16 protein-coding genes and 1 pseudogene are annotated in these 22,605 nt (G+C 34.8%); 11 read left to right on the forward strand and 6 right to left on the reverse strand.

The annotated features are described in order from the left end of the window. The first annotated feature begins 23 nt into the window (after window positions 1-23). Together HNP81_RS11630 and opuFB are read left to right on the forward strand one after the other, a co-directional pair. A complete protein-coding gene (locus HNP81_RS11630) occupies window positions 24-989 on the forward strand; it encodes an ABC transporter ATP-binding protein (protein WP_182502732.1) in 966 nt (321 codons plus the stop codon). After that, window positions 982-2,505: an osmoprotectant update ABC transporter permease/substrate-binding subunit OpuFB gene (opuFB, locus tag HNP81_RS11635; protein ID WP_182502733.1), complete on the forward strand. Its 1,524-nt coding sequence runs from the start codon at window positions 982-984 to the stop codon at window positions 2,503-2,505. Before HNP81_RS11630 ends, opuFB begins: the two co-directional genes overlap by 8 nt. A gap of 182 nt (window positions 2,506-2,687) precedes the next feature. Here the strand turns inward: opuFB and HNP81_RS24440 are convergent. Further along, a pseudogene (locus HNP81_RS24440) lies at window positions 2,688-3,025 on the reverse strand (Tn3 family transposase); the annotation flags it as partial. A gap of 96 nt (window positions 3,026-3,121) precedes the next feature. On the opposite strand from HNP81_RS24440, the gene HNP81_RS11640 reads away from it, so the two are divergent. The 7 genes from HNP81_RS11640 (at window position 3,122) to rocF (ending at window position 14,950) form a co-directional block, all read left to right on the forward strand. Beyond that, window positions 3,122-3,268, forward strand: a complete 147-nt coding sequence (locus HNP81_RS11640) for a hypothetical protein (RefSeq protein ID WP_235179013.1) — start codon at window positions 3,122-3,124, stop codon at window positions 3,266-3,268. Between the two features lie 484 nt (window positions 3,269-3,752). Beyond that, window positions 3,753-6,923 carry an ATP-binding cassette domain-containing protein gene (locus HNP81_RS11645; RefSeq protein WP_182502734.1) on the forward strand — a complete coding sequence of 1,057 codons (3,171 nt, stop codon included), beginning with the start codon at window positions 3,753-3,755 and terminating at the stop codon, window positions 6,921-6,923. A 517-nt stretch (window positions 6,924-7,440) separates the two neighbouring features. Continuing rightward, window positions 7,441-8,082 (forward strand): hypothetical protein, encoded by a 642-nt coding sequence (locus tag HNP81_RS11650; RefSeq protein ID WP_182502735.1) that lies wholly within the window; start codon window positions 7,441-7,443, stop codon window positions 8,080-8,082. Window positions 8,083-9,014: 932 nt separating this feature from the next. Continuing rightward, window positions 9,015-10,220, forward strand: coding sequence for a quaternary amine ABC transporter ATP-binding protein (locus HNP81_RS11655; RefSeq protein ID WP_220478562.1), 1,206 nt, complete (start codon window positions 9,015-9,017; stop codon window positions 10,218-10,220). A gap of 4 nt (window positions 10,221-10,224) precedes the next feature. Next, the gene (locus HNP81_RS24275; protein WP_182502737.1) at window positions 10,225-11,952 is read left to right on the forward strand and encodes a glycine betaine ABC transporter substrate-binding protein; all 1,728 of its coding nucleotides are present in this window, start codon (window positions 10,225-10,227) and stop codon (window positions 11,950-11,952) included. A gap of 761 nt (window positions 11,953-12,713) precedes the next feature. Continuing rightward, a complete protein-coding gene (locus HNP81_RS11665) occupies window positions 12,714-13,904 on the forward strand; it encodes an ornithine--oxo-acid transaminase (RefSeq protein WP_246399322.1) in 1,191 nt (396 codons plus the stop codon). Between the two features lie 146 nt (window positions 13,905-14,050). Further along, window positions 14,051-14,950, forward strand: coding sequence for an arginase (rocF, locus tag HNP81_RS11670; protein ID WP_376766741.1), 900 nt, complete (start codon window positions 14,051-14,053; stop codon window positions 14,948-14,950). Between the two features lie 375 nt (window positions 14,951-15,325). Here rocF and ymaG read toward each other — a convergent pair whose 3' ends face one another. Both ymaG and HNP81_RS11680 read right to left on the reverse strand, forming a co-directional pair. Then, window positions 15,326-15,580, reverse strand: a complete 255-nt coding sequence (gene ymaG / locus HNP81_RS11675) for an inner spore coat protein YmaG (RefSeq protein WP_220478563.1) — start codon at window positions 15,578-15,580, stop codon at window positions 15,326-15,328. 333 nt (window positions 15,581-15,913) lie between these two features. Next, window positions 15,914-16,522: a DedA family protein gene (locus HNP81_RS11680; RefSeq protein WP_246399330.1), complete on the reverse strand. Its 609-nt coding sequence runs from the start codon at window positions 16,520-16,522 to the stop codon at window positions 15,914-15,916. A gap of 508 nt (window positions 16,523-17,030) precedes the next feature. Here HNP81_RS11680 and HNP81_RS11685 point away from each other — a divergent pair. Further along, window positions 17,031-17,213 carry a hypothetical protein gene (locus HNP81_RS11685; RefSeq protein ID WP_182502740.1) on the forward strand — a complete coding sequence of 61 codons (183 nt, stop codon included), beginning with the start codon at window positions 17,031-17,033 and terminating at the stop codon, window positions 17,211-17,213. Between the two features lie 486 nt (window positions 17,214-17,699). Here the strand turns inward: HNP81_RS11685 and HNP81_RS11690 are convergent, their stop codons facing one another. The 3 genes from HNP81_RS11690 to HNP81_RS11700 form a co-directional block, all read right to left on the reverse strand. Further along, on the reverse strand, window positions 17,700-18,731 hold the full coding sequence (locus HNP81_RS11690) for a metal-dependent hydrolase (RefSeq protein WP_182502741.1): 1,032 nt from the start codon (window positions 18,729-18,731) through the stop codon (window positions 17,700-17,702). 15 nt (window positions 18,732-18,746) lie between these two features. Beyond that, on the reverse strand, window positions 18,747-19,871 hold the full coding sequence (locus HNP81_RS11695) for an MGDG synthase family glycosyltransferase (protein ID WP_182502742.1): 1,125 nt from the start codon (window positions 19,869-19,871) through the stop codon (window positions 18,747-18,749). Between the two features lie 689 nt (window positions 19,872-20,560). Continuing rightward, window positions 20,561-20,971, reverse strand: a complete 411-nt coding sequence (locus HNP81_RS11700; protein ID WP_182502743.1) for a VOC family protein — start codon at window positions 20,969-20,971, stop codon at window positions 20,561-20,563. A gap of 456 nt (window positions 20,972-21,427) precedes the next feature. On the opposite strand from HNP81_RS11700, the gene HNP81_RS11705 reads away from it, so the two are divergent. Beyond that, window positions 21,428-21,733, forward strand: a complete 306-nt coding sequence (locus HNP81_RS11705; protein ID WP_182502744.1) for a monooxygenase — start codon at window positions 21,428-21,430, stop codon at window positions 21,731-21,733. Window positions 21,734-22,605 lie beyond the last annotated feature (872 nt).

Raw genomic sequence — 22,605 nt, forward strand, 5'->3', positions numbered from 1 at the left:
GCAACCTAAAAAGGAGCCATATGATGATTCAATTTATAAATGTAACAAAGACATTTCCAGACGGTACAAGCGCGGTTGAAAATCTTAATTTAACCATAAAGGAAGGGGAGTTTTTTGTATTAATTGGCCCAAGCGGCTGTGGTAAAACTACAACATTGAAAATGATGAATCGACTAATTGATTGCACGAAGGGAACAATTACAATTGGAAACAAGGAAATAACGAAGTATGATGTTAATGAACTTCGTTGGAATATTGGATATGTTCTACAACAGACTGGCCTCTTTCCACATATGACTAATGGAGAAAACATTGCCATTGTACCAGAATTAAAAAAGTGGAAGAAAGTAAAAATTCAAAATCGAGTAAATGAATTATTAAACATGATCGGGTTAGACCCAAAAGTATATCGTAATCGTAAACCGAAAGAATTATCAGGCGGGCAACAGCAGCGGATCGGTGTTGCCCGAGCTTTGGCTGCAGATCCCACTATTATACTTATGGATGAGCCATTTAGTGCACTTGATCCGATTAGTAGGGAAAAGCTTCAGGATGATATGATTGATTTACAAAGAAAGATTAAGAAAACCATCGTTTTTGTTACTCATGATATGAATGAAGCACTTAAGCTTGGTGACCGGATTTGTGTGATGAAAGAAGGTAAAGCGATTCAAATAGGGACACCAGAAGAACTTATCAAAAATCCCGTCAATCACTTTGTGAAGGATTTCGTTGGTTCACAAAATGATCGAACAAACGATAGCTTTAATCTAAAAAATATTATACATCAACCTAGTAATGGGCTTTTTACAAACTTGGAAGACGCCATTTCTGTAGATCATTCTTTACAAGATACACTTGCTTATTTAACTGCTAACGAACAGTTGCCTGTAGAGGAGGATGGCGAGATAATTGGCATGATAAATAGGCAAATCATCATTGAATATTTGGCAGGTAAGTTGGATGAAAGAGGGCGCGGCAATGAATAGGTTCATTGATGTTTTTAGCGAAAGGAAGGGACAGTTATTCCAAGCGATAGTTGAGCACATACAAATTTCGTTTATTGCACTATTTTTTTCTGCCTTAATTGCTATACCTCTTGGGATTTACTTAACAAAAAAGCAAAAACAAGCTGAAGCGATTATAGGTATATCAGCTGTTCTTCAAACAATTCCTTCCCTTGCTCTACTTGGTCTGTTAATTCCGCTGTTCGGAATCGGCAAAGTACCAGCGATTATTGCTCTAATTGTTTATGCGTTGCTTCCAATTATAAGAAATACATATACAGGAATTAAAGAAGTTGACTCCTCAATACTTGAAGCGGCATGTGGAATGGGGATGAATAGATGGCAGCGATTAATAAGAGTGGAGCTACCGCTAGCAATGCCTGTTATTATGGCAGGAATCCGAACAGCAATGGTATTAATTATTGGGACAGCTACTCTTGCAGCACTCATTGGAGCAGGCGGTCTTGGTGAAATTATTTTACTTGGGATTGATCGAAATAATATGATTCTCATTATATTAGGCGCTGTCCCAGCAGCACTACTAGCGATCTTTTTTGATGTTCTACTACGTACGGTTGAACATTTATCTTTCAAAAAAACGATTACAGCAGTTGGAGCAATTATTACTGTGTTTTTCTTATCTACTATTGTGCCTTTAGCATTTCAAGATAACGAACAGACGAAAACAATCGTGATTGCAGGTAAGCTCGGTGCAGAGCCCGAGATTTTAATTAATATGTATAAGTTACTAATCGAAAATGACACAGATTTACATGTAGAACTGCAGCCTGGCCTAGGGAAAACATCATTTGTCTTTAATGCCTTAAAATCAGGCAGCATTGACATATATCCTGAATTTACTGGTACAGCTATTTCCGAGTTTTTAAAAGAAACGGCAGTTAGTACAGATCGGACTGAAGTATACAAGCAAGCGAAGAAAGGATTGAGTGAATCGTTTGATATGGAATTGTTGAAACCGATGAGCTATAACAACACGTATACTCTGGCTGTACCTAAGAAAACCGCAGATACATATAAACTTGCCAACATTTCTGACCTGAAGAATGTGCAGCAACAAATCAATGCAGGTTTCACTTTAGAATTTGCAGACCGCAAAGATGGATATCTTGGTATACAAAATTTGTATGGCATCACATTTGAAAATTTAGTTACCATGGAACCAAAACTACGATACTCTGCGATCGAAAAAGGGGATATCAACCTTGTAGATGCTTATTCAACAGATAGCGAGTTAAAAAAATATCAGCTCATCGTTTTAGAAGATGACCTTCATTTATTTCCACCATATCAAGGAGCGCCACTTTTAAGAAAAAAAACAGTGGCAGAGTATCCTGAAGTAGTCAAAGCATTAAATAAGCTTGCAGGGAAAATCACCGATGCCGAAATGCGAGACATGAATTATAAAGTAAATGTCAATGGCATCGCTCCTCGTCAAATTGCAAAGGACTATTTGAATAAGCAGGGTTTGCTTAAGTGAACTGAATGGGGCTGTGTCAGAGACCCTTTGAGCCAGCCCCTCCTTTTAGGGGTACGGTCAGGAAAATGCGGATATACAATGTAAAGCCTATTTTCCTGACGATTCCCCCGTTTTTAGCAACGTTCAGAAAGTTATAGTGGTCTTAAAGAATATAATGAGACCACTTTCTCCGAGTTAAAATGTTATTCTTCTAGTAAATTAATAAGTTCCCAACCTAAAAGCGACATATGATGCACTAAGTCTTCATTAAAACTACTAGTCCGTTTTGAATATTTTACTGCTTTTGTTAGGTGTAGAGTATTCCGAATACATATGGCAGTGATTATTTATGTTTAAAGCACTGAATCTTTGTTATTGATGCTGTGTGGTACACTCCCGAAGTAAATAGCTTTTGCCAGTCCATTCATAACTTCTCCTTTATTCGCTCCTTTTGTTTTTTCTATTCGTCCAATCTACATAAGGTTGTAGTTAAGGCTTTTTGTCTTGAATAAGAACCTAATTTCCCCATAACCAGGGATGCTATACTGTTCCTTTGACTATAAATAATGATCAAGGGAAAACTTGACATGACACAAAATAGTGTCGTATTATAAAAAAACAGATAGGACACCGATAAGTGTCGTTTGGGTCGCGAAAATCTCTAAATCTCGATCAAACTGGATTTAGTGAAGAAACAAAAGCACGCGAAGGAGCCATCGAGGGAGCTGAATATGCTTGGAAGAACATGGGTGCTCAGCTTGAAAAAGTGTTAACAGAACTGTAAAAATGATTTCTTCATCCTCTATAATTGCTGCTGTTTGGGTCCAACCTTTTTGGTGGGTACTTGAATATATCAATCACATAGAAGGTGATAATGGTTAATATTAATTGTTTTATACAATTAAACCATTCTTCAAAAAAAGGACGCTTTTCCGGAACAAGGAAAGCGTCATTTTTAATGGAATAGAGGAGTGAGATAAATAACAAGTTTTGTAGTTTAACAAAAGTGGCAGAAAGGTTATAGAATTTATTATAAACTTGAGAGTTAAGTAAATACTTTGTGGGTAGTGTTGAAAAAAGGGCCACTAATTGCTGGATTTGAGCCATGAAATTGTTTTTCAAAACGGTTTAAGTGAATATATAACGAGAAATATAAAATCTTCGTTAACAGATTAGTAATAATTTGTCGATTCGAAAAAAACACAACAAATTCATTTGAAGTTTTACTAACTGGCAATACAAATTTAGAGAATTGTAAGGAGATCACAATGAAAATAAATCAATTAATTGCGAACAATATTAACAAGTTAGATGCAGCACTCCCAGAAGATCAATCGTTAGGAATTGCTGGTTTGTCTGGATCTGGTAAAACAACTTTTTGTCAAACAATTGGTGAAGAATCAAAGAAGCGTCTTGTTTCCTTATTGCCTAAGGCTGAATATCAGTATTTATTTCCAAATATTATGGAAACTAATTTCAGTGCCATCAAGATGGAAGAGATGCCTTTAATCCTTTTTCTCGGAAGATCATCCATTTCTTCCAATCCACGTTCAACAATTGGCACACATACTGGCGTTTTTAAAGAGATTCGCGAACATCTTGCTGAAAAATTTAATCTTTCTCCAGAAGTGTTTTCATTTAATAACCCATTAGGCTGGTGTCCAGGTTGTAAAGGACGCGGAACTACTAATAATATTGAATGTAAAAAATGTGGGGGGAAACGTTTTAATCAAGAAGTTGAGCAGTATACGATTGAATTATTTGATCAACCACATTCGATTTCCGATATCAACAACTTAAGCGTGGAATCAATTCTTTCTCTAGCAGACGTTTTACATATTAATGAAGCGAAACAACATATTCTCCAAAATATTATCAATATGAATATTGGTTACTTAACATTAAATCGAATTATGGGTACATTGTCAGGTGGAGAATTAACACGTCTATACTTGGCTGAATTCATGGCAGTAAGTGAAAATACCGTGATTATTATTGATGAAATCTCAGTGGGCCTTGATCACCAAACATTATTGAATATTTTAGAACAGATTAAACAATTAGGCTATAAGAATCAGATTTGGCTCATCGATCATTCTGACACAGTGCTCAATACAACAAATGAACAATTGTTCTTTGGCCCTGGCAGTGGTAAATATGGCGGAAAAATTGTGGAAGAATCGCCGCGTCCACAACCAATACAATGGGAACGAAATCAAGCGATGCCACCAGAATACTACCAATTCCATGATCTATATTGCCGTAATATTCAAATGCATGTATTCCAGGTACCCAAAAATAGACTTGTAACCGTTACAGGAGAGTCTGGGTGTGGAAAATCTACACTTATCAATGAATGTATAGTCATAGATTTTCTAAAGCGATATCCAAAAGATAAATTGGTTATGGTAGGTCAAGATCGAAACCAATCAATTACCAGTCGGTCAACAGTTGCGACTTTTCTTGATATTAAAAAGAAACTTACAAAATATAGTGAAGAGATTGATGATATTTTTCAGCGCTCGATTGAAGATATTATTGATGAACTGCCAAATGAAGACATTGCTCATAAACGCTTGAGCTTATTGATCAAACTTGGACTCGGTTATTTGACATTAGAAAGAAAAACACAAACATTATCGACGGGTGAATTTCAGTGTGTTCATTTAGTTTCGGAGTTGTTTGCTAACTCAAGAAACCCACATACGCTGTTTATTTTTGACGAGCCTTCAAAAGGGTTATCACAAAATATTTTAAACCAATTCATTGATAGTCTCAGGGGCATTCTAGAAGATGAATCAGTCTCTATCCTAATGATTGAACATAATGCCTATATGTTGGAAAGTTCTAATTATATCGTTGATTTTGGTAAAAGACAGCTTGCGCCTGTTACTCATCTTGATGTTGTCAGTCATGATGATTATTTTCAACAAAAAATTCGGGAAGATATCGGAGTTCCAATGCCGATTACTTCCACACTTACGTATCAAAATGGCATTACTTATTTAAAAGAAAATCAGATCGACTATTTTAAAAATGCAGAAAACGTTTATAAAGGTGGTATCTTAAAAAGCTTATCATCAATGGCCCGTTTGATTTATGGTGAATACGAATCTGACACCATTGCTCCTGTCATTGCGATTGATCTTGAAAGACATTTGTATAGCCAATATAGTTTCCTTTATGAAATTGGTGGTCTGATTAACCATATTATAGCATCGCATCCGAATAATAAAGATACTAAAAGCTTTGATTTCTTTTCTCAGGACAACCATTGTCCATCATGCTCGGGACGTCTTAAGATTGAAATATTTGATAAAGATCTTATAATTCAAGACAAAAATCTCCCATTCTGGGATGGACTATTCTTTCCGGAAGTAATGGAAGTATTAAAATTTTATCAATATCAAAAATTAGAATTTCTATTTGAAGAGATTAAGAATGAGCTCGGGTTTGACCTGACGAAAAGCTATAATGAGATGTCAGATGAAGAAAAGCATACATTTTGGTACGGGTATTTCGAAAAGTCATTTTATGATAAGAAAGGCAAGGCACGTAGAACATGGGTAGGTTTTAATACCATCATTGGTGGGTATATTGTCGTTTCAAAATCAATTATTAAAGAGCAAATGAAAGCTTCTAAAGAAATGATTACATGTCCTATTTGTGAAGGTACTGTTTTAAATCACCATAAACCGCTTAAATTTGGAGACACAGATATTCGTGAAATGATCAATCAGCCGATTGACCAAGTATTGAAAATAGTAGGTGATATACCTGCACTCGTCAAACTGAAATCAATTGTAGGTGGCGATATGATTTTGACAGAAGATGTCTCCCTACTGTCTAGAAAAACACAAGTCTATTTAAAAATGTTTGAATTAGAACAAGCAAGCTTTACAGGTTATGAAATGGTATTACAAAATGTCTTACCATTCTGGGACATAATCAAAAACAATATCGAATCCATCAGCAACAATAATCAAGTGACCATCTGTGATTTTCTTCATATCAATGAAACGAGAGAAACGATTATTGATAAGTATTTCACAAATGGAAAATACAAAAAACTAACATATGTTTATGAAGCATTCGGTTACAAAAAAATAGTTACCCAAATTAATAAAATTAAGAAAAACCAGCCATGTCCATTCTGTAAAGGAAAGAAAGTCATTTCGGAAGATGGTCTCCATGATGGCGTGTATAAATTAACAATTCCATGTGTAAGTTGTTTTGCAAGTGGCATCAATGATGAGGGACGTAAGGAAATTATTGATGGTATAGACGTAGAAACATGGCTAACGGGCAAGGTAAGTGATGTTGTTAATGAAAGCTTGAATCATGAAGGTGTTGCAGATATCTCCATTTTCAATCGTATTCGTGAGTTGAATAAACAAGATATGATGGCGGTTTATCAATGCCTTGAGCAAAATCATTAAATAAAAATTATGAAATAAAAGCTAGATGGCAGCTAGTGATAGATAACCCATTTGCAATCAGAATTGCAAATGGGTTTTTATGCTATTCTTGAACTTGGTGGTAAAGTGCATATGTACATAGACAAAAAACATAGAAAATCTACTTTATTATATAAGCATGCCATTTGAAGCAAAAGTCTTTAGGAATGTTTTTAATGTTTTAATCTTGTGTATAAAAGCTTTAATAGAAGGAATGGAAATCCCCGAAATATAAAAACATAATTTAACAATCGGTCGCTATAATGAAGTATCGGAAATACGAGAAGTTGGGGTTATTAATTTGGAATTTCCTTAATGTTAAAATCGATTTTCTTGACAGTAACTCTTTTACGCAAAAATACTGAGTAACCGAATAGCTATAATATTATCCCATTTTAAAATTATTATTAAAATGTTAACGATATGACTCAGAAAAATATTATCTATATTTTCTGAATTATGTTACAATATCAGTATATATTTAAAGGAGGTAGTGTAAATGTCAAAAAATTACGAAATACTAATCCTGAATTGTGAAAGCGCTATCAACGATATAATTAACAAAATGGAAGAAGTTAGAATTAGATTTAAGAGTGCGGCTGTTCCCTATGTAAAGGAGTGGATGGGACATACAGCTAGAAATGAAATTAAAGAAAATCCAGAGTTAGCAGAAAAAGTTGGAGAAGTAAGACTAAAAGAATTAAAGTCTGAAGTTAACATTTTAATTGAAAATGCAGTTCATTTAGTTGATGAACATCTCGACAATAAAACTATTTGGTGGCATTTAAATGAACAGCAGGAGAAATCATATTGTGAAAATAACAGAATCCCAGATGATATTGAAAAAGCAATTAAATATATATTTGGACAATTGGGAGTTGTTCTTTCCAAAGATGGATTTATTAATGTTTCTTCTGCTACTGGGCAATATAAATATAAACCATGGATTGAGAGTGGAAACAAATATATGGATGAGAAACCGATATTTCCATATGCAATTGTTATACCCATAGAAATGAAAACTATTTTTATTGAATATCAAACACTGCTAAAGTCCGCACAAGAAAAAATAAAAGCAATAGAAGCCTTGAAAAAAGAACAAAAACAAACAAAAGTTGCAGCTCTTTGGGATTCGCTTTAAAATTTAATAATAAAGAAAGCTTCCATCAGAGGATTCTTTAGAGTGGGATAAATCTAAAAATGTAGTGATAAAAAATATAAATAACTACATACAATTTATTGAATATGAAAACCTAGAAACAGCACTTTTAAAGTGTTGTTTCTTTCTTTTACCCAACTTTAACGGGTAAGACTCTTAAAGCTAAAGAGGAATCGAAAGAAGCGTAGGTAAGTCAAACTGCCCGTAATACACCGATTTACACAATGTAAGAATATCATGACTTTCCGTTATACATTTGATGAATTTCACTATGATTTAACTCTGTCTTAATAAGCATTTATTAATTTTCGACTCTCTTCGTTTGAACTCTCACTTATTATTTGTTAAGGTAATAAAGTACTTCAGGGGGTATCCGTAAATTCCAAGGTAAGAAAAAATTAAAAAATCTGAGTAAAAATTCCATTTATATTTCAGTTGGTATTTGCTATCTGCTAGTTTCCTCAGTTGTGATTGTAACCTCTTTTCCCTACTCGAACTACTCATTAAATCACAAATTTATTTAAAGCAAAATCATTGCTTACGGGAATCTTTTTTTCAATTTAGGTGGTCTAGCGCAAGCAGTCGAACCCCCCAAGTCGTGTCTAGCAAAGACATTGGCGACTTACACTGGGTGGCTCTTTTTAGTTCGACTTGTCTATGAGAAGTGGTAGTCGCACTTCTAAGTCGAATCTTTAGAAGGATGTAGGTTTAAACAAGACAAAAAGATAAAATATGGAGGTGGCATATCGTCGTTCTTCTATACTCTCGGATGTGTTGACTTCAACGTCTGAATAAATGTAGCAACTCTAAGTTCCATATAGGCGCTTGCACGTTTTATGAATACTCATCATAAAACGAGAAAAATTCGGCAAAACTGAATATAATATGGGCAACTATTAGAATGGGGTGACTTGATGAATCCGTATGTAGAAGTCAGGAATGTGTCGAAAATTTTTGGCAAATCTCCAAAAGCAGCCATTGATTTATTAAAGCAAGGCAAATCAAAAAAAGAAATTTTGAAAGAAACGGGTCAAACGGTCGGAGTAAATAATATAAATTTTGAAATTTATCCTGGTGAAATCTTTGTTATTATGGGGTTATCTGGTAGTGGAAAATCCACTTTAATTCGCATGTTCAATCGGTTGATCGATCCGACAATAGGAGAAATCTTGATTGAGAATGAAGATATCGTGAAGATGAACGCATCTCGATTAAGAGAAGTAAGACAAAAGAAAATTAGCATGGTCTTTCAAAATTTTGCATTATTCCCTCATAAAACCATTTTAGAAAACACAGAATATGGACTTGAAATCCAAAAAGTAGATCCAAATGTACGAAAAGAAAAGGCGATGAAGGCACTAGAAGTCGTTGGTTTAAAAGGTTATGAAAATCAACTTCCATCACAGCTTAGTGGCGGAATGCAGCAAAGGGTAGGTCTTGCTCGGGCACTCGCTAGTGATACAGATGTCTTATTGATGGATGAGGCCTTTAGTGCACTTGATCCGTTAATTCGTAAAGACATGCAGGATGAATTACTCGAAATACAAGAGCAGTACAAAAAAACGATTATTTTTATTACCCATGACCTTGATGAAGCATTAAGAATTGGTGACCGGATTGCCTTGATGAAAGATGGTAGTGTCATTCAACTAGGAACACCTGAACAAATTATGATGAATCCTGCTAATGAATTTGTTGAAAAATTTGTCGAAGATGTGGACTTATCAAAAGTATTAACAGCATCACATGTTATGAAACGTCCTGAGAAAATCGGCGTTGACCGAGGACCAAGGGTTGCACTGGAAATTATGCGAAAACAAGGATATTCAAGCATATTTGTTGTTGATCGGAAGCAAAAGCTATTAGGGGCATTAACCGCCGAGGAAGCTCGTCAGGCAATTGATCAGAATCAATCCATTTCTGAAGTGATGACAACCGATATTCCAACCGTTACAGAAGATGAACTGCTCGTAAATCTTATGGAAGTGATGGCAACCTCAAGTTTGCCGATATCGGTGTTAGATGAAGAGAAAAGATTAAAAGGAATTATCATTCGCGGTGCTGTAATTGGTGCTTTAGCGGGTAATAAAGATTCTTTGAATGAGATGGAGAGTGAATGATTAAATGAACATGCCGAAAATTCCACTAGGTGCTTGGGTAGATTCTCTAGTGGATTGGATAACTATTGCATTTGCCGGACTATTTTCTATTATAACGAGTGCGATTGAAGGGCTATTAAACATCCTAATAAATGTAATGAGTTTTGGTCCACCTATCGTATTAATAATAATCCTTACCCTTTTGGTGACATATACCAGTCGATGGCCATTGGGAATCTTTACATTAATAAGTTTATTATTGATTGATAACCTCGGATATTGGGATTCAAGTATTCAAACACTTGCAATCGTTATATTATCAGGGTTTCTCACAATACTTATTGGGATCCCAATCGGAATATGGTGTGCGCAAAGTAACACAGTGAGAAAAATTATTACTCCCATTTTAGATTTTATGCAAACAATGCCTGCATTTGTTTACTTAATTCCATCCATATTATTTTTTGGTATTGGAGTCGTACCAGGAATTATTGCTTCGTTTATTTTTGCGATTGCTCCGACAATCCGTATGACCAATCTTGGAATTCAAGAAGTACCTAAAGATTTAATCGAAGCGTCAGATGCATTTGGTTCAACTAGCAGCCAAAAATTATTTAAAGTCCAATTACCATTAGCAACGCCAACGATTTTGGCTGGGGTTAACCAAAGTATCATGCTTGCTCTATCAATGGTTGTTACTGCTTCATTAGTTGGTGCGCCTGGACTTGGAGCAGATGTTTACCGAGCTGTAAGTCAAATTAATGTTGGGGAAGGATTTGAAGCTGGATTATCGATTGTCTTCATTGCAATTATTCTCGATCGTATCACGCAAAACTTACGTAAACCAGCGTATGAGCATATACTTAGTCGAAAAATTGTTTTTTCTATCTTAGCTGCACTTGTGGTAGTTACAGCATTATTTGGTGCATTTACGAAAGAAAATGCTGTGAAAGGAGATCCAAACAGTATTGGTGGGCAAACGGATTATACAATCATTGGTATTGAACCTGGGGCTGGAATAATGAATCAGTCTAGGGATGCAATTGAAAAATACGGATTGGATAATTGGCAACTTGTTGAAGGGTCATCGGCGGCAATGGTTGCAGAATTGAAGAAAGCCTATAATAAGAAAGAACCAATTATAGTTACGGGATGGTCACCACATTGGATGTTCTCTACATACGATTTGAAATATCTCGATGATCCTAAGAATACTTATGGTGGATCTGAAGACATTAATACAATCGTTAGAAAAGGATTTAAAGAGGATGCGCCAGGCGCTTATACAATTCTCGATCAATTTAGCTGGAAGACAAGTGATTTGGAAGAAGTGATGGTTGATGTTACCGGAGGTATGGACCCATCTAAAGCTGCTGAAAAATGGATCAATGCGAATCAAGACAAAGTAGCTGAATGGACAAAAGGTGCTCAAGCAGGAAATGGGGAAAGTATCAAACTTGTCTATGTTGCGTGGGACACAGAAATAGCCAGTACAAATGTGATTGGCAAAATTCTTGAGCAAAATGGCTATAGGGTTACACTAAGTCAAGTTGAAGTGGGACCAATGTTTGCTGGTGTTGCCAATGGCAGTGCCGATGCAATGGTCAGCGCGTGGCTACCAAGTACCCATCTCGAATATTATAATACTTATAAAAATGATTTCGATGACCTAGGACCCAACCTTAAAGGAACGAAGACAGGCTTAGTTGTACCAAAATATGTCGATATTAATTCAATTGAAGATTTAAAATAATAAATAACATAAGAGTCAGAACACGTAATCAGTATACACCGTTCAAATTAAGCGTAAGCATCACAAGAACCGTGTATAGAGAGCGTAGTCTGACTCTTTTTTGTATGTCCAAGTCTTCCGAAAATAGGATAATAATCATGCCAGCAAAATATTTATTCCAATAACTACCTCGTCAGAATATTTAATTTTATCCATAAACATAATACAGCAAAACTATTTTTATTTCTATTATTAAGGCTCTTTTCGTAAAGATTGTTGTTTTTAGCAAGAAACCAATTCGAACAGATGTTGATCTTCGTTACAGGTGCGAGACTCCTGCGGGAAAAGCGTGTTGAGGGAGACCCCGCAAGTGCAAAGCACTGAGGAGGCTTCTGAGACCGCCCGCGGAAAGCGAGGACCTGCAACGGAAATCAACCCGGGTTATTAGTGTAAAAATGATTGAAAAGCAACAAAGTATGTGAAAAAGCCATTATTAAAAACTGATCAATAACGCAACAGATTTTGCTTGTCGTTTATTGATTGCAACAACATGCTGTTCATATTGAAATTGACTAGAACAATACCGCAAAAAAGAGCTGATGCTTGACAGTTTTCAACAAATAAAAAATGAAAAAAGTGCTAAAGTTGAACGAAGAGTCACAGCTTTTTTTATCATATACTGATACTTCACTATTACTTTTTTGATTGAGGATCTTAATTTCTTTCCTATATCATTTGCAAAAAAAGATTTTGCATATCAATTTTATTAGGAGGTAATGAAGATGAAATCTGAAGAAATTATTCAAAAAACTAATAAATTTGGTGCCAATAATTATCAGCCACTGCCAATTGTAATTTCATACGCCAAAGGTGTGTGGGTAAATGATCCAGAAGGCAAGCAATATATGGATATGTTAAGTGCTTATTCGGCGGTGAATCAAGGACACAGACATCCCAAAATCATTCAAGCATTAAAAGAGCAAGCAGATAAAGTAACTTTAACATCACGAGCCTTTCACAATGATCAGCTGGCACCGTTTTATGAAAAAATCGCAAAACTAACTGGAAAAGAAATGATCCTACCGATGAACACAGGTGCTGAAGCTGTGGAAACAGCTATTAAAGCAGCAAGACGCTGGGCATATGATGTAAAGGGAGTTGAAGAAGACAAAGCAGAAATAATTGCATGTACCGGAAATTTCCATGGACGCACGATGAGCGCTGTTTCGCTATCTTCAGAGCAAGAATATAAAAGAGGATTCGGCCCGTTACTTCCAGGAATTAAACTGATTCCATATGGAGATATCAAAGCACTAAAAGCTGCAATAACTCCACAAACAGCGGCTTTTATCGTTGAACCCATCCAAGGAGAAGCAGGCATCGTTATTCCACCAAATGGATATTTACAAGAGGTTGAAGAGGTTTGTAAACGGACAAATGTATTATTCATCGCAGATGAAATCCAATCTGGTCTTGGTCGTACTGGGAAAAACTTTGCTTGTGATTGGGAAAATGTAATTCCTGATGTATATATCATAGGAAAAGCACTAGGTGGGGGTGTATTCCCAATATCATGTATTGCTGCAAATAAAAACATTCTCGGAGTATTTAATCCTGGGTCACACGGTTCAACATTTGGTGGAAATCCGCTTGCATGCGCTGTTTCAATAGCTTCTATTGAGGTATTAGAGGAAGAAATGCTGGCAGAGCGTTCATTGAAGTTAGGAAATTACTTAAAAGAAAAACTCCAAGAAATTAAAAATCCTCTCATTAAAGAAGTACGCGGTAAAGGTTTATTCATTGGACTTGAGTTAACAAAAGCAGCACGTCCATATTGTGAGGCGTTGATGGAAGCAGGAATTTTATGTAAAGAAACACATGATTCGGTCATAAGATTTGCTCCTCCTCTAGTGATTTCACAAGAAGAACTTGATTGGGCTATAGCTCAAATCAAAAGAGTTCTTTCAATTTAGTGAATTTTCAAGAAGGATTAAACTAGAATAAAGTCGAATAATATTTCTAATCCATGATGTAGCGTATAAATTACTCACCAACTTCTTTCTTTTACTACCGTTATGAAGTTTTTGTAGGAAAAGCTAGCTTAATAAGGAGAATTATGATGAATAAAAAAATTATGATTATTGGGATGCCGATGGATTTGGGGCAAATGAGAAGAGGCGTAGACATGGGCCCCAGTGCCATTCGTTATGCTGGGATAGTAGAGAGGCTCAGCAGTCTGAATTACGAAGTCCACGATATTGGCGACATTCATATCGGCCGACCTGAAATAAGCATTGACCAAGACTCAAAGCTTCGCAACCTAGAATTAATAGCTGAAAAAAATGAACTTTTGGCCAATGAGGTACATAAAGCAATAGAAAACGGAGCTTTTCCACTAGTATTTGGCGGCGATCATAGTATTGCAATTGGAACGCTTGCTGGTGTCTCCAAACATTATGAAAATTTAGGGGTCATCTGGTATGACGCACATGGTGATTTGAACACGGCCGAAACATCACCTTCAGGTAATATTCACGGAATGCCCCTTGCTGCAAGTCTTGGATTGGGACACCCGGCACTTACTCAGCTAGGAGGATACGCGCCGAAAATCAAACCAGAAAATGTAGTTATTATTGGTGCTCGCGCATTGGATGAAGGTGAAAAAGTGTTAATAAAAGAAAAGGGAATCAAAGTGTATACGATGCATGAAATTGATCTAATCGGCATGACAAAAGTTATAGAAGAAACAATTGAACACTTTAGAGGACGTACAAATCATGTTCATCTATCACTAGATTTAGACGGTCTTGACCCATCTGATGCGCCTGGAGTCGGAACTCCTGTTATAGGAGGTATTTCTTATAGAGAAAGTCATTTAGCAATGGAAATGTTGGCAGAAGCAAGCATCATAACTTCAGCAGAGTTTGTCGAAGTCAATCCAATATTAGATGAGAAGAATAAAACTGCAATTGCTGCTGTGGCATTGATGGGATCGTTATTCGGTGAGAAACTTCTATAAAATTAAGTGAAACACTTCATCAGTGAGGGGCTTACTGACCGTTAAGAGTGGGATAAAAATAAGCGATAACTTTCATCATAAAACCAATTTATCTAGGCTGTATAAATTGAAGATAGGAATCAAAAGGGGTGACCCAAATGAATAGTGCTCAACTTTTAGAAGCAAAAGAAATATTGATAGGAAGACTATTTACATTGGGAGGTATGATAATATAATCAAGGACTATTCAATTAATAGATTTGCAACCTTTAATGTAGTTTATCCTATTTTCATAACGGAGCAAAAAGAGGTTGACACACCTGTCAGCCTCTAAATTATTAATACAAGGTCAAACATTCATATCATTCAATTGATCATTTGATTTATATTCGATCACTAATAATATGGGTAGTATGGATAGCTATCATAATACGAATAACCGTAACCACCGTAATAAGGACCCACTAAGGCACCAGCAGCAAGACCCCCTAACAGTCCTCCAACAAAAGGGCCTCCGAAGCCAAATCCAAATGGCCTACCAAAACCAAATGGACTTCCAAACCCAGCGTGGAAACCATGGCCGAATCCTCCAAAACCAAACGGTCTTCTCAAGTCATTTACATCCAGATGATTAATTAGACCAGTATTCATAATAGGCCTCCTTTTTTCTAATTCTCAATAAAATATGTTCTTACCTATAATATGTATAGGTAAGTGTCCAGAGATAAAAGATATATTAGAACTTAGTTAAAGTGTGCGAGATCAGACCCTTATCAGACAACCTATTTCTGAAGATTTAATAAAGTGGAATTTCAATCAGTGGGGATTTCTTTATCCCACACTGATTATTAGTCCTCTCATGAAAATAGCCATTAATATCATTTATGTAAACTTACTTCATGTTTTACTGCCCGTTAAGGCGAGAAAAAACTTTATAGTCTTTCCCTATATTCTCACGAGCAACTTTTATGTAATTAAATCACTTCACACAAATTTCCCACTATTTTTGGACTTCTTAAAGTATACAAATGCAAAAATAAGAAGGAGAAGGACAACAAGTATAATAATGTAAAGACTATAATCAGTTAAATAAATTCCAACTTTCTTCCATTCTCGACCTAGTTTTGTTCCTAAAGTAATAAAAGTGAAACACCATACAATTGCTCCAGAATAAGCATACACAGCAAATTTTTTATAAGAAAGCCCGTTAATACCAGCTAGATAGGCAGTAACATGACGGATTCCGGGAATAAAATAACCAATAAAAAGAAGAAATGGACCTACTTTCGAAAATAATAGCTTTGTTTTATTAATCCTTTTCTCAGTAAGATGAAACTTTGGTCCGAATTTCCTTAAAAATGGTAAACCAAATTTCCCCCCTAAAAGGTAACTAATTGAAATACCCCCGATAGCACCAGTAACTGCACTTACTAAAGAAGTCATATAATTCAATTGATCATTAAAAACTAAATAACCTATATATGTTAAAAGAATTTCATCAGGTATTGGAAGTCCTATAATCCCTCCCATTAAAGCAATAATGATACCAAAGTATCCAAAATGTCCTAGAAGATACATCAAGTGTTGCATCATGGATTCACCCACCCAGTATTGATAATTAACATTTTTTAATAAATTTTTTATCAAATACACCCTAAGCATAAACATATTATCATAAACGGTAAGGTTACTCTTAATCATTTTCGGAATAGTCGACAGATAACACCCATGTTATGAATCAAATAATTCCATATGATGACGAATAACACCGAGAAATTGGCTGTAATGAAAAAAACTAATCTAAAACCATGTATTCCCCCGAATTCTAATGATGATGACTCGTTAGCTCTTTTATAATGTCTCCTAATTTTGTATCCAAAATTATTAGACGACCCTGCTCTAGTATTACATTCCCCTATTACCTTGTAAACAATTAGTTAAAAAGTCATAGTAATTATGATTAGATAAAAAGAAAAAATATTAATAATTAACAAAAAAATATAGATGAAACTATTATAGTTTTTGATTTCAAAGAAATGGATAGTTTGATATTTTTACCGAAAAACCATTAACATATTTAATAAAGGGTGGAAACTATTAGATGCCAAGTTTAAACATTAACCATAACAAAAAATTTTTATTTCCCTATTTTCCATCTTTAACAGAAGCAGGTTCCAATTATTTAGTCATTGATTATATAGAGGGTGAAACGTTGTTTGAATGTTTAAAAAAGGGTATCCCTATTTCAGAAGACCAGGTAAAAGAGGTTGATCGTGCTTTATGATTAGCTAGACAAGAAGGCTTGAATCCATCTGATATCCATTCACATCAGATAAAAAAATTAAACTAATCGATGTAGCTCGATTTAGACAAAATAAAGTATGCAGGCAGTGGAGTGACTTAATAAATGCATTCTACCGCTTTTATAAAAAGTGTTTTTTTTCAAAGAGAATCCCAGAATTCATATTAAACACTATTGCCGGGCTTTATAAAAAACTATTATTATAACGTTGAAAGTTTTCAACAGTTTCGTTTTTTGCTAATAGGTAAACATAAAAACATTTTCCATAGAGAGACAAGCTAGAAAAATTATCACAGGAACTGCGATCGAACTTTTGAAAAAATCTATACGAGTTGAAACAAACAAAAGCAGTACTATTATACGTTCTTTAAGTCTTGTTTTCTTAGATAGAAAAGAGGTGTCAAAAAAAACGAGCCTCTTCTTTCTAAGGCTCGTTTTTCCTACTACACTTTTTCTCTAATAAATTACTTAATCAATAGTTACCCCTCTAAAATAGGATTTCTTCTTTCCAGAATTAGAAGCTGAAGTTTGCTCTAATTTTCTTATAACTTTTTTATATTTTTTCAAAGAATAAACCCACCCCGTATAGGATGCCGTGCTTTTTAATTCAGCGGAAATAAACACAACAGCTAGATAAGGAAAAAATTTATTGTGGCGAAAACGGAGATCTTTCCAATAAACAAAGGTTCCATTTTTCTTTTTTTCGACAAAGGGGTAGGCATAATCGGTGCTTGAAAGAAAGTCAGTTACGAGACTGTTATTCATGCTTTCCAAAATCATTTCAGAGTCTAACTGCTTTTTCGGTAGTGTATGTTCAATAATAAGGCTTTTTCTGGAATATTCACCGAATAAAAAATCATCCTCCGTTTCGATCAACAAACCCCAATAAAGGATTCTTGCTCTTGGCATTAGTTTGATGCGAATTGCATTTTGAAAATAACCTTGCAAATATCTTTTTGTATAGTAGGCATAGGCAGTGCGAATCAATATATATAAGAACATCAGCAAGTATACGACAAGAAAAACTTTTCCTGTCTCATAAAAAGGAAGAAGAAAAAACCCAATAGTATGAAGTACTAAAATATTTGGATCTACTAATGGTATCGAATCAAATGAAATCCATTTTGCAGAAAATGGCCGAATTACCTGGGTTCCATGTACATTAAATAAATCTAAAAAGACATGCAAAATAACGGAAAGAAACGTCCAAATAAACAAATGTAAAAAGGATATATCAGGGAGAAAAGAATAAATGGTTCCAGAGACGGCAAGACCCCATAAAGGCAGGGCAAGTAGAGAATGTGATAACCCTCTATGATGGCGATAATAGCTGCTATTTCCTTTAAATTTATATACATAATCAAAATCAGGTGCGTTTGAACCAATCAATGTACCTAATAGCGTTGCATATGATAAGGTTGTACTTTCAGCCACTATTGGATCTAATTGTGATAACGCCCCTAGACCTACGCCAATAATAATATGGGTAGTTGTATCCATTTTCTAATCTCCTCACTAAAGAACTGAATTTTGACGGTTGATCCGATTAATTGCAAAATCGGCTATGAGAGTAGAAGATTGTGGTTTGTGAATTTTATGTAATGCCCTTTTCATGCTTTGAGCCGATTCTTCATTACTTGATAACTCATGTACGTGGTGAACCGTTTCCGCTATAGTGTGGGAAATAAGAGCCGCTCCATTCTTTTCAAAATGCCGAGCGTTTTCGCTTTCTTGCCCGGGAACTGGATTATAAAGAATTAACGGAATTTGCAACGCGGAAGCTTCAGTAAGAGTGATCCCTCCCGGTTTTGTAATTAAACAATCAGATATCGCCATAAGCTCATAGACTTTTTCTTCATATCCGAATAGACGAAAAGACTCGGGAAAGTGAATAGCGAGCGGCAGAATCTTTTCGTATAAATTATTGTTTTTTCCACAAACTGCTACAACATAATAAGAAGGATTACACACAAGAAGCTGGCAAAGCTCTTTTACGTTTTTTAAAACACCTAGTGCTCCTGCAAGCACAGTAATCACTTTTTTATTCTGGTTAAAATTGTGTTTTTGGAAATAAGTTCTTTTATCAATATGCATTTCAAATTCTGGACGAATGGGTATCCCGCTTACCGTAATACATTTGTCCTTTATATATTGATTTAATAAAGAGCTTTTAACCGAGTCGGAACCAGCAAAGTAATGATCAATTAATGGATTAATCCAATAAGGATGAATACAATAGTCGGTTATGACAGTGTAAGTTGGAATGAAAAATCCGGATCTTTTGCTAAGAAAAGGTGCAGCATGAAGAGGAAATGTTGTAATGATAAAATAGGGTAGATGGTCGTTAATAAGTTCCTGAAGCCTTTTTCGACCTAAATATCGCGAGAATTGAGACAGCCCTTTAGAATTTACTTTTTTCGTTCCGTAGTAAAACCATTTATAAAAAGAAGGTCTATAGGAAACACTTTTGACTAGTAAAGATTGGGTAAAGGTAGAAAATGCTGGATAAGACTCACCGAATAAATCAGATACGATAGGTTCAAATCCTTTTTGTTTGAGTTCAGTTGCAATAACATTAGCAACCTGAAGATGGCCATTCCCATAATGGGCTGTAAGGATCAAAGCGGAAGGACGTCGCAAAACTAAAACCCCCTCTTGTTTTTTTAAGAGTAACATGGCTATTTTAAGGTAATATGAAGGGACAAGGAGGTTTTGTAAAGGGAATGAAAATATTTGATGAGATTTATGTGGAATTCATACATGCCGTTGCTAGCATCTTATAATGAAGGATAGATCATATGGGGGATAATAAAAAAAATTTTGTTTAGGAAAGAAATATCCCTTTATTTTGAGTATCTAAGTATCGTAATGCACACTTTTACTACTGTAAAACATCAAAACCAAGAAATACAAACTTATTTAATCGGTTTTAGGAGAGAAGACTCCCACATCAAGGAATGTGAAGGGCATAGCCCAATGAGTAGGTGGGAGATGAATTACATTTTCATGTAGAAAAAACCTTATCACTATGGTGCAATTTCTAATTACAATTAGTTCTTTGAAAACTGAAGAAATAGAATTCTAGCAGGAATTGCGCCTGCTAGGTAAAATCTGCAATATTCTTGCGCCTCACACGTATCGAAGTTCTAAAGTAAGGCAAGTTGGCAAGCTCACAACGTACAAGTTATAAAGCCCTATCCGCTGGAACGTGGTTAGACTACTTAATAAATAGTCGATCCACCGGTGTTTGTAGGAATTCCCACTTCAAATTTGGTTAGAAAATTAAAGGGAAGGTAGTTCAATCGTTAAATCAATTAATAGTCATAACTTTAAGATTTGGTATAATTAAGGTCCCATATCATACCAAAAGGATCTTGCACTTTTGCAAATTTTGCTCCCCAAAAAGTGTCTTGTAGCTCCATAAGGATAGTACCTTTTTGACTTAGTCGTTTATAAACATTTTGAATTTCCGCTTCGTTCTCGAAATCAATTGTCAAAGAAATGTGGTTCCCAATTTCAACTGAATTACCGGGAAATGTATCTGAAACCATGAAAAATAAATCATCTTTTTTAAATTGAGCATGCATAATGCGATCATCAGCTTCTACTGGAGTTGGAAAGTCTGCTTCACCAAAGGTTTGGATACCAATGATTTCACCTTTAAAAATCTCCTTATAATATTCTAAAGCCTTTCTAGCCTTTCCGCTAAAATTTAGATAAGGCGTAATCTGTCTCATCATTACCGCTCCTCATTTTTCATTTTTTGTAATTTGTTCAACAACTGCACCTTTGCATCAGATCATAAAAACCCCAATACCTAATTCATTTAAAACCAGATTTAACTCTTAAGGTAGACTTACAGAGAAAATAAAGCCTCTAACTGTATATTTTACCGATGTCTACTATTATAACCACTAGAATAACAAAAACACAAGAATATACGTTCGTATATTTGGTAATACGACCTAAAACAAGTAGCAAACCATTTTTGATAAAAAATTTTAAAATTACGACACGATAAAATCGTATTTAGAATTTGATATATTTTTTATAGGTAGTATACTTATTATACAAAAGGTGTTATCAAAAATAAATATTAAGGGTAATTTTGACGGTTTTCATAAGTCTTCATTTTACCTTTGTTTTAATGTGAAAGTACATTTAGTTAATTCATTACATAATAAGGAGAATACAGTATGGCATATTTATTACAAGTTGATTTTAAACATGAAGGACCGTATGGGGATGAGATGGCAAAAGCTTTCTCTGAATTAGCTAAAAGTATCAATGAAGAACCAGGTTTTCTTTGGAAAATATGGACAGAGAATCAACAAACGAATGAAGCAGGCGGAATTTATATTTTTGAGAAAAAAGAAGATGCTGAAAAATATGTAGATAAACACACTAAAAGATTGAGTGGATTCGGAATCACAAATGCAAACATGAAAATTTTTGATATTAATGAACGACTTTCTCAAATTACCCAATCACCTTTAAAATAACCAACTATGGCACTATTTAGGTGGGATCGTACCTGAGCCCATTTGGGTGGATACACAAAGGACTCGAAATGAGATTAGAGGACGCTTGCAAAATTATCTAGATAAGAATTGATATAAACATCCATCTTATACTTGGATTGCATTGTAGGGTTTGGTCCATTTGTTTTTGACTATTTACTTCACCAAAGTAGAAAACATTCTAAAAACCTTGGCCCTCACTTTGGACCAAGGTTTTCTACATAAATGGCAGTAATTTTTTTCTATTTCATATTTAATTAACTCGATAGATTCTACATTAGCCTTTACGGAGATTTTCCCCCATTCACTAATATAAGGTCATATTTCTTAACGATTGCATTTATCTAAACAATATTAGAGCATAACTGTTACTTCAAGGGGTTTCAAAATGCTTTCTATCTCACTTAAAAACCACAAATTCATATCACTCACAATAAATCTAAGTCTTTAATCTGTTATTAAATCTTTTTAACGAAATTCGTTTTCGAGATAAAACGAATGGTATACCTCCCATGGTCCTGCTCTATTTTAGATAAATCAACTATACATTCAATTTCAAATCCCCATTATTCCATTATGACATTTACTATCCATTTATCAATAAACTATAAATAGTACAATCAAAGAATCTTAATTATACGATGACATAAATCTTTGTGAATTTTAATAATGAACTTCCAATATATTAAAAGGTGTACAGTATGTATTGGGTATATTTGTCAGATTTATATAATAATAATATTGAAGGGTTTAAAGAATAAATGGCGCGATACCGTGAAAAAATTTTTAGAATTATTTATGTAAGCACATTAAATTGAAGTACAAGCGATATATTCCGACACAAAGGCATACTT

It is taken from the genome of Peribacillus huizhouensis (assembly GCF_014138605.1).
GTDB lineage: Bacteria > Bacillota > Bacilli > Bacillales > DSM-1321 > Peribacillus > Peribacillus huizhouensis.

What these genes read in the sequence shown, in the direction of transcription:
- opuFB (WP_182502733.1), top strand. Translation starts at nt 982, where the DNA reads ATGAATAGGTTCATTGATGTTTTTAGCGAAAGGAAGGGACAGTTATTC.
- HNP81_RS11630 (WP_182502732.1), top strand. Translation starts at nt 24, where the DNA reads ATGATTCAATTTATAAATGTAACAAAGACATTTCCAGACGGTACAAGC.
- HNP81_RS11685 (WP_182502740.1), top strand. Translation starts at nt 17,031, where the DNA reads ATGCCAAGTTTAAACATTAACCATAACAAAAAATTTTTATTTCCCTAT.
- HNP81_RS11690 (WP_182502741.1), bottom strand. Translation starts at nt 18,731, where the DNA reads ATGGATACAACTACCCATATTATTATTGGCGTAGGTCTAGGGGCGTTA.
- HNP81_RS11650 (WP_182502735.1), top strand. Translation starts at nt 7,441, where the DNA reads ATGTCAAAAAATTACGAAATACTAATCCTGAATTGTGAAAGCGCTATC.
- HNP81_RS24275 (WP_182502737.1), top strand. Translation starts at nt 10,225, where the DNA reads ATGAACATGCCGAAAATTCCACTAGGTGCTTGGGTAGATTCTCTAGTG.
- HNP81_RS11655 (WP_220478562.1), top strand. Translation starts at nt 9,015, where the DNA reads ATGAATCCGTATGTAGAAGTCAGGAATGTGTCGAAAATTTTTGGCAAA.
- HNP81_RS11705 (WP_182502744.1), top strand. Translation starts at nt 21,428, where the DNA reads ATGGCATATTTATTACAAGTTGATTTTAAACATGAAGGACCGTATGGG.
- HNP81_RS11645 (WP_182502734.1), top strand. Translation starts at nt 3,753, where the DNA reads ATGAAAATAAATCAATTAATTGCGAACAATATTAACAAGTTAGATGCA.
- rocF (WP_376766741.1), top strand. Translation starts at nt 14,051, where the DNA reads ATGAATAAAAAAATTATGATTATTGGGATGCCGATGGATTTGGGGCAA.
- HNP81_RS11665 (WP_246399322.1), top strand. Translation starts at nt 12,714, where the DNA reads ATGAAATCTGAAGAAATTATTCAAAAAACTAATAAATTTGGTGCCAAT.
- HNP81_RS11700 (WP_182502743.1), bottom strand. Translation starts at nt 20,971, where the DNA reads ATGATGAGACAGATTACGCCTTATCTAAATTTTAGCGGAAAGGCTAGA.
- HNP81_RS11680 (WP_246399330.1), bottom strand. Translation starts at nt 16,522, where the DNA reads ATGATGCAACACTTGATGTATCTTCTAGGACATTTTGGATACTTTGGT.
- ymaG (WP_220478563.1), bottom strand. Translation starts at nt 15,580, where the DNA reads ATGAATACTGGTCTAATTAATCATCTGGATGTAAATGACTTGAGAAGA.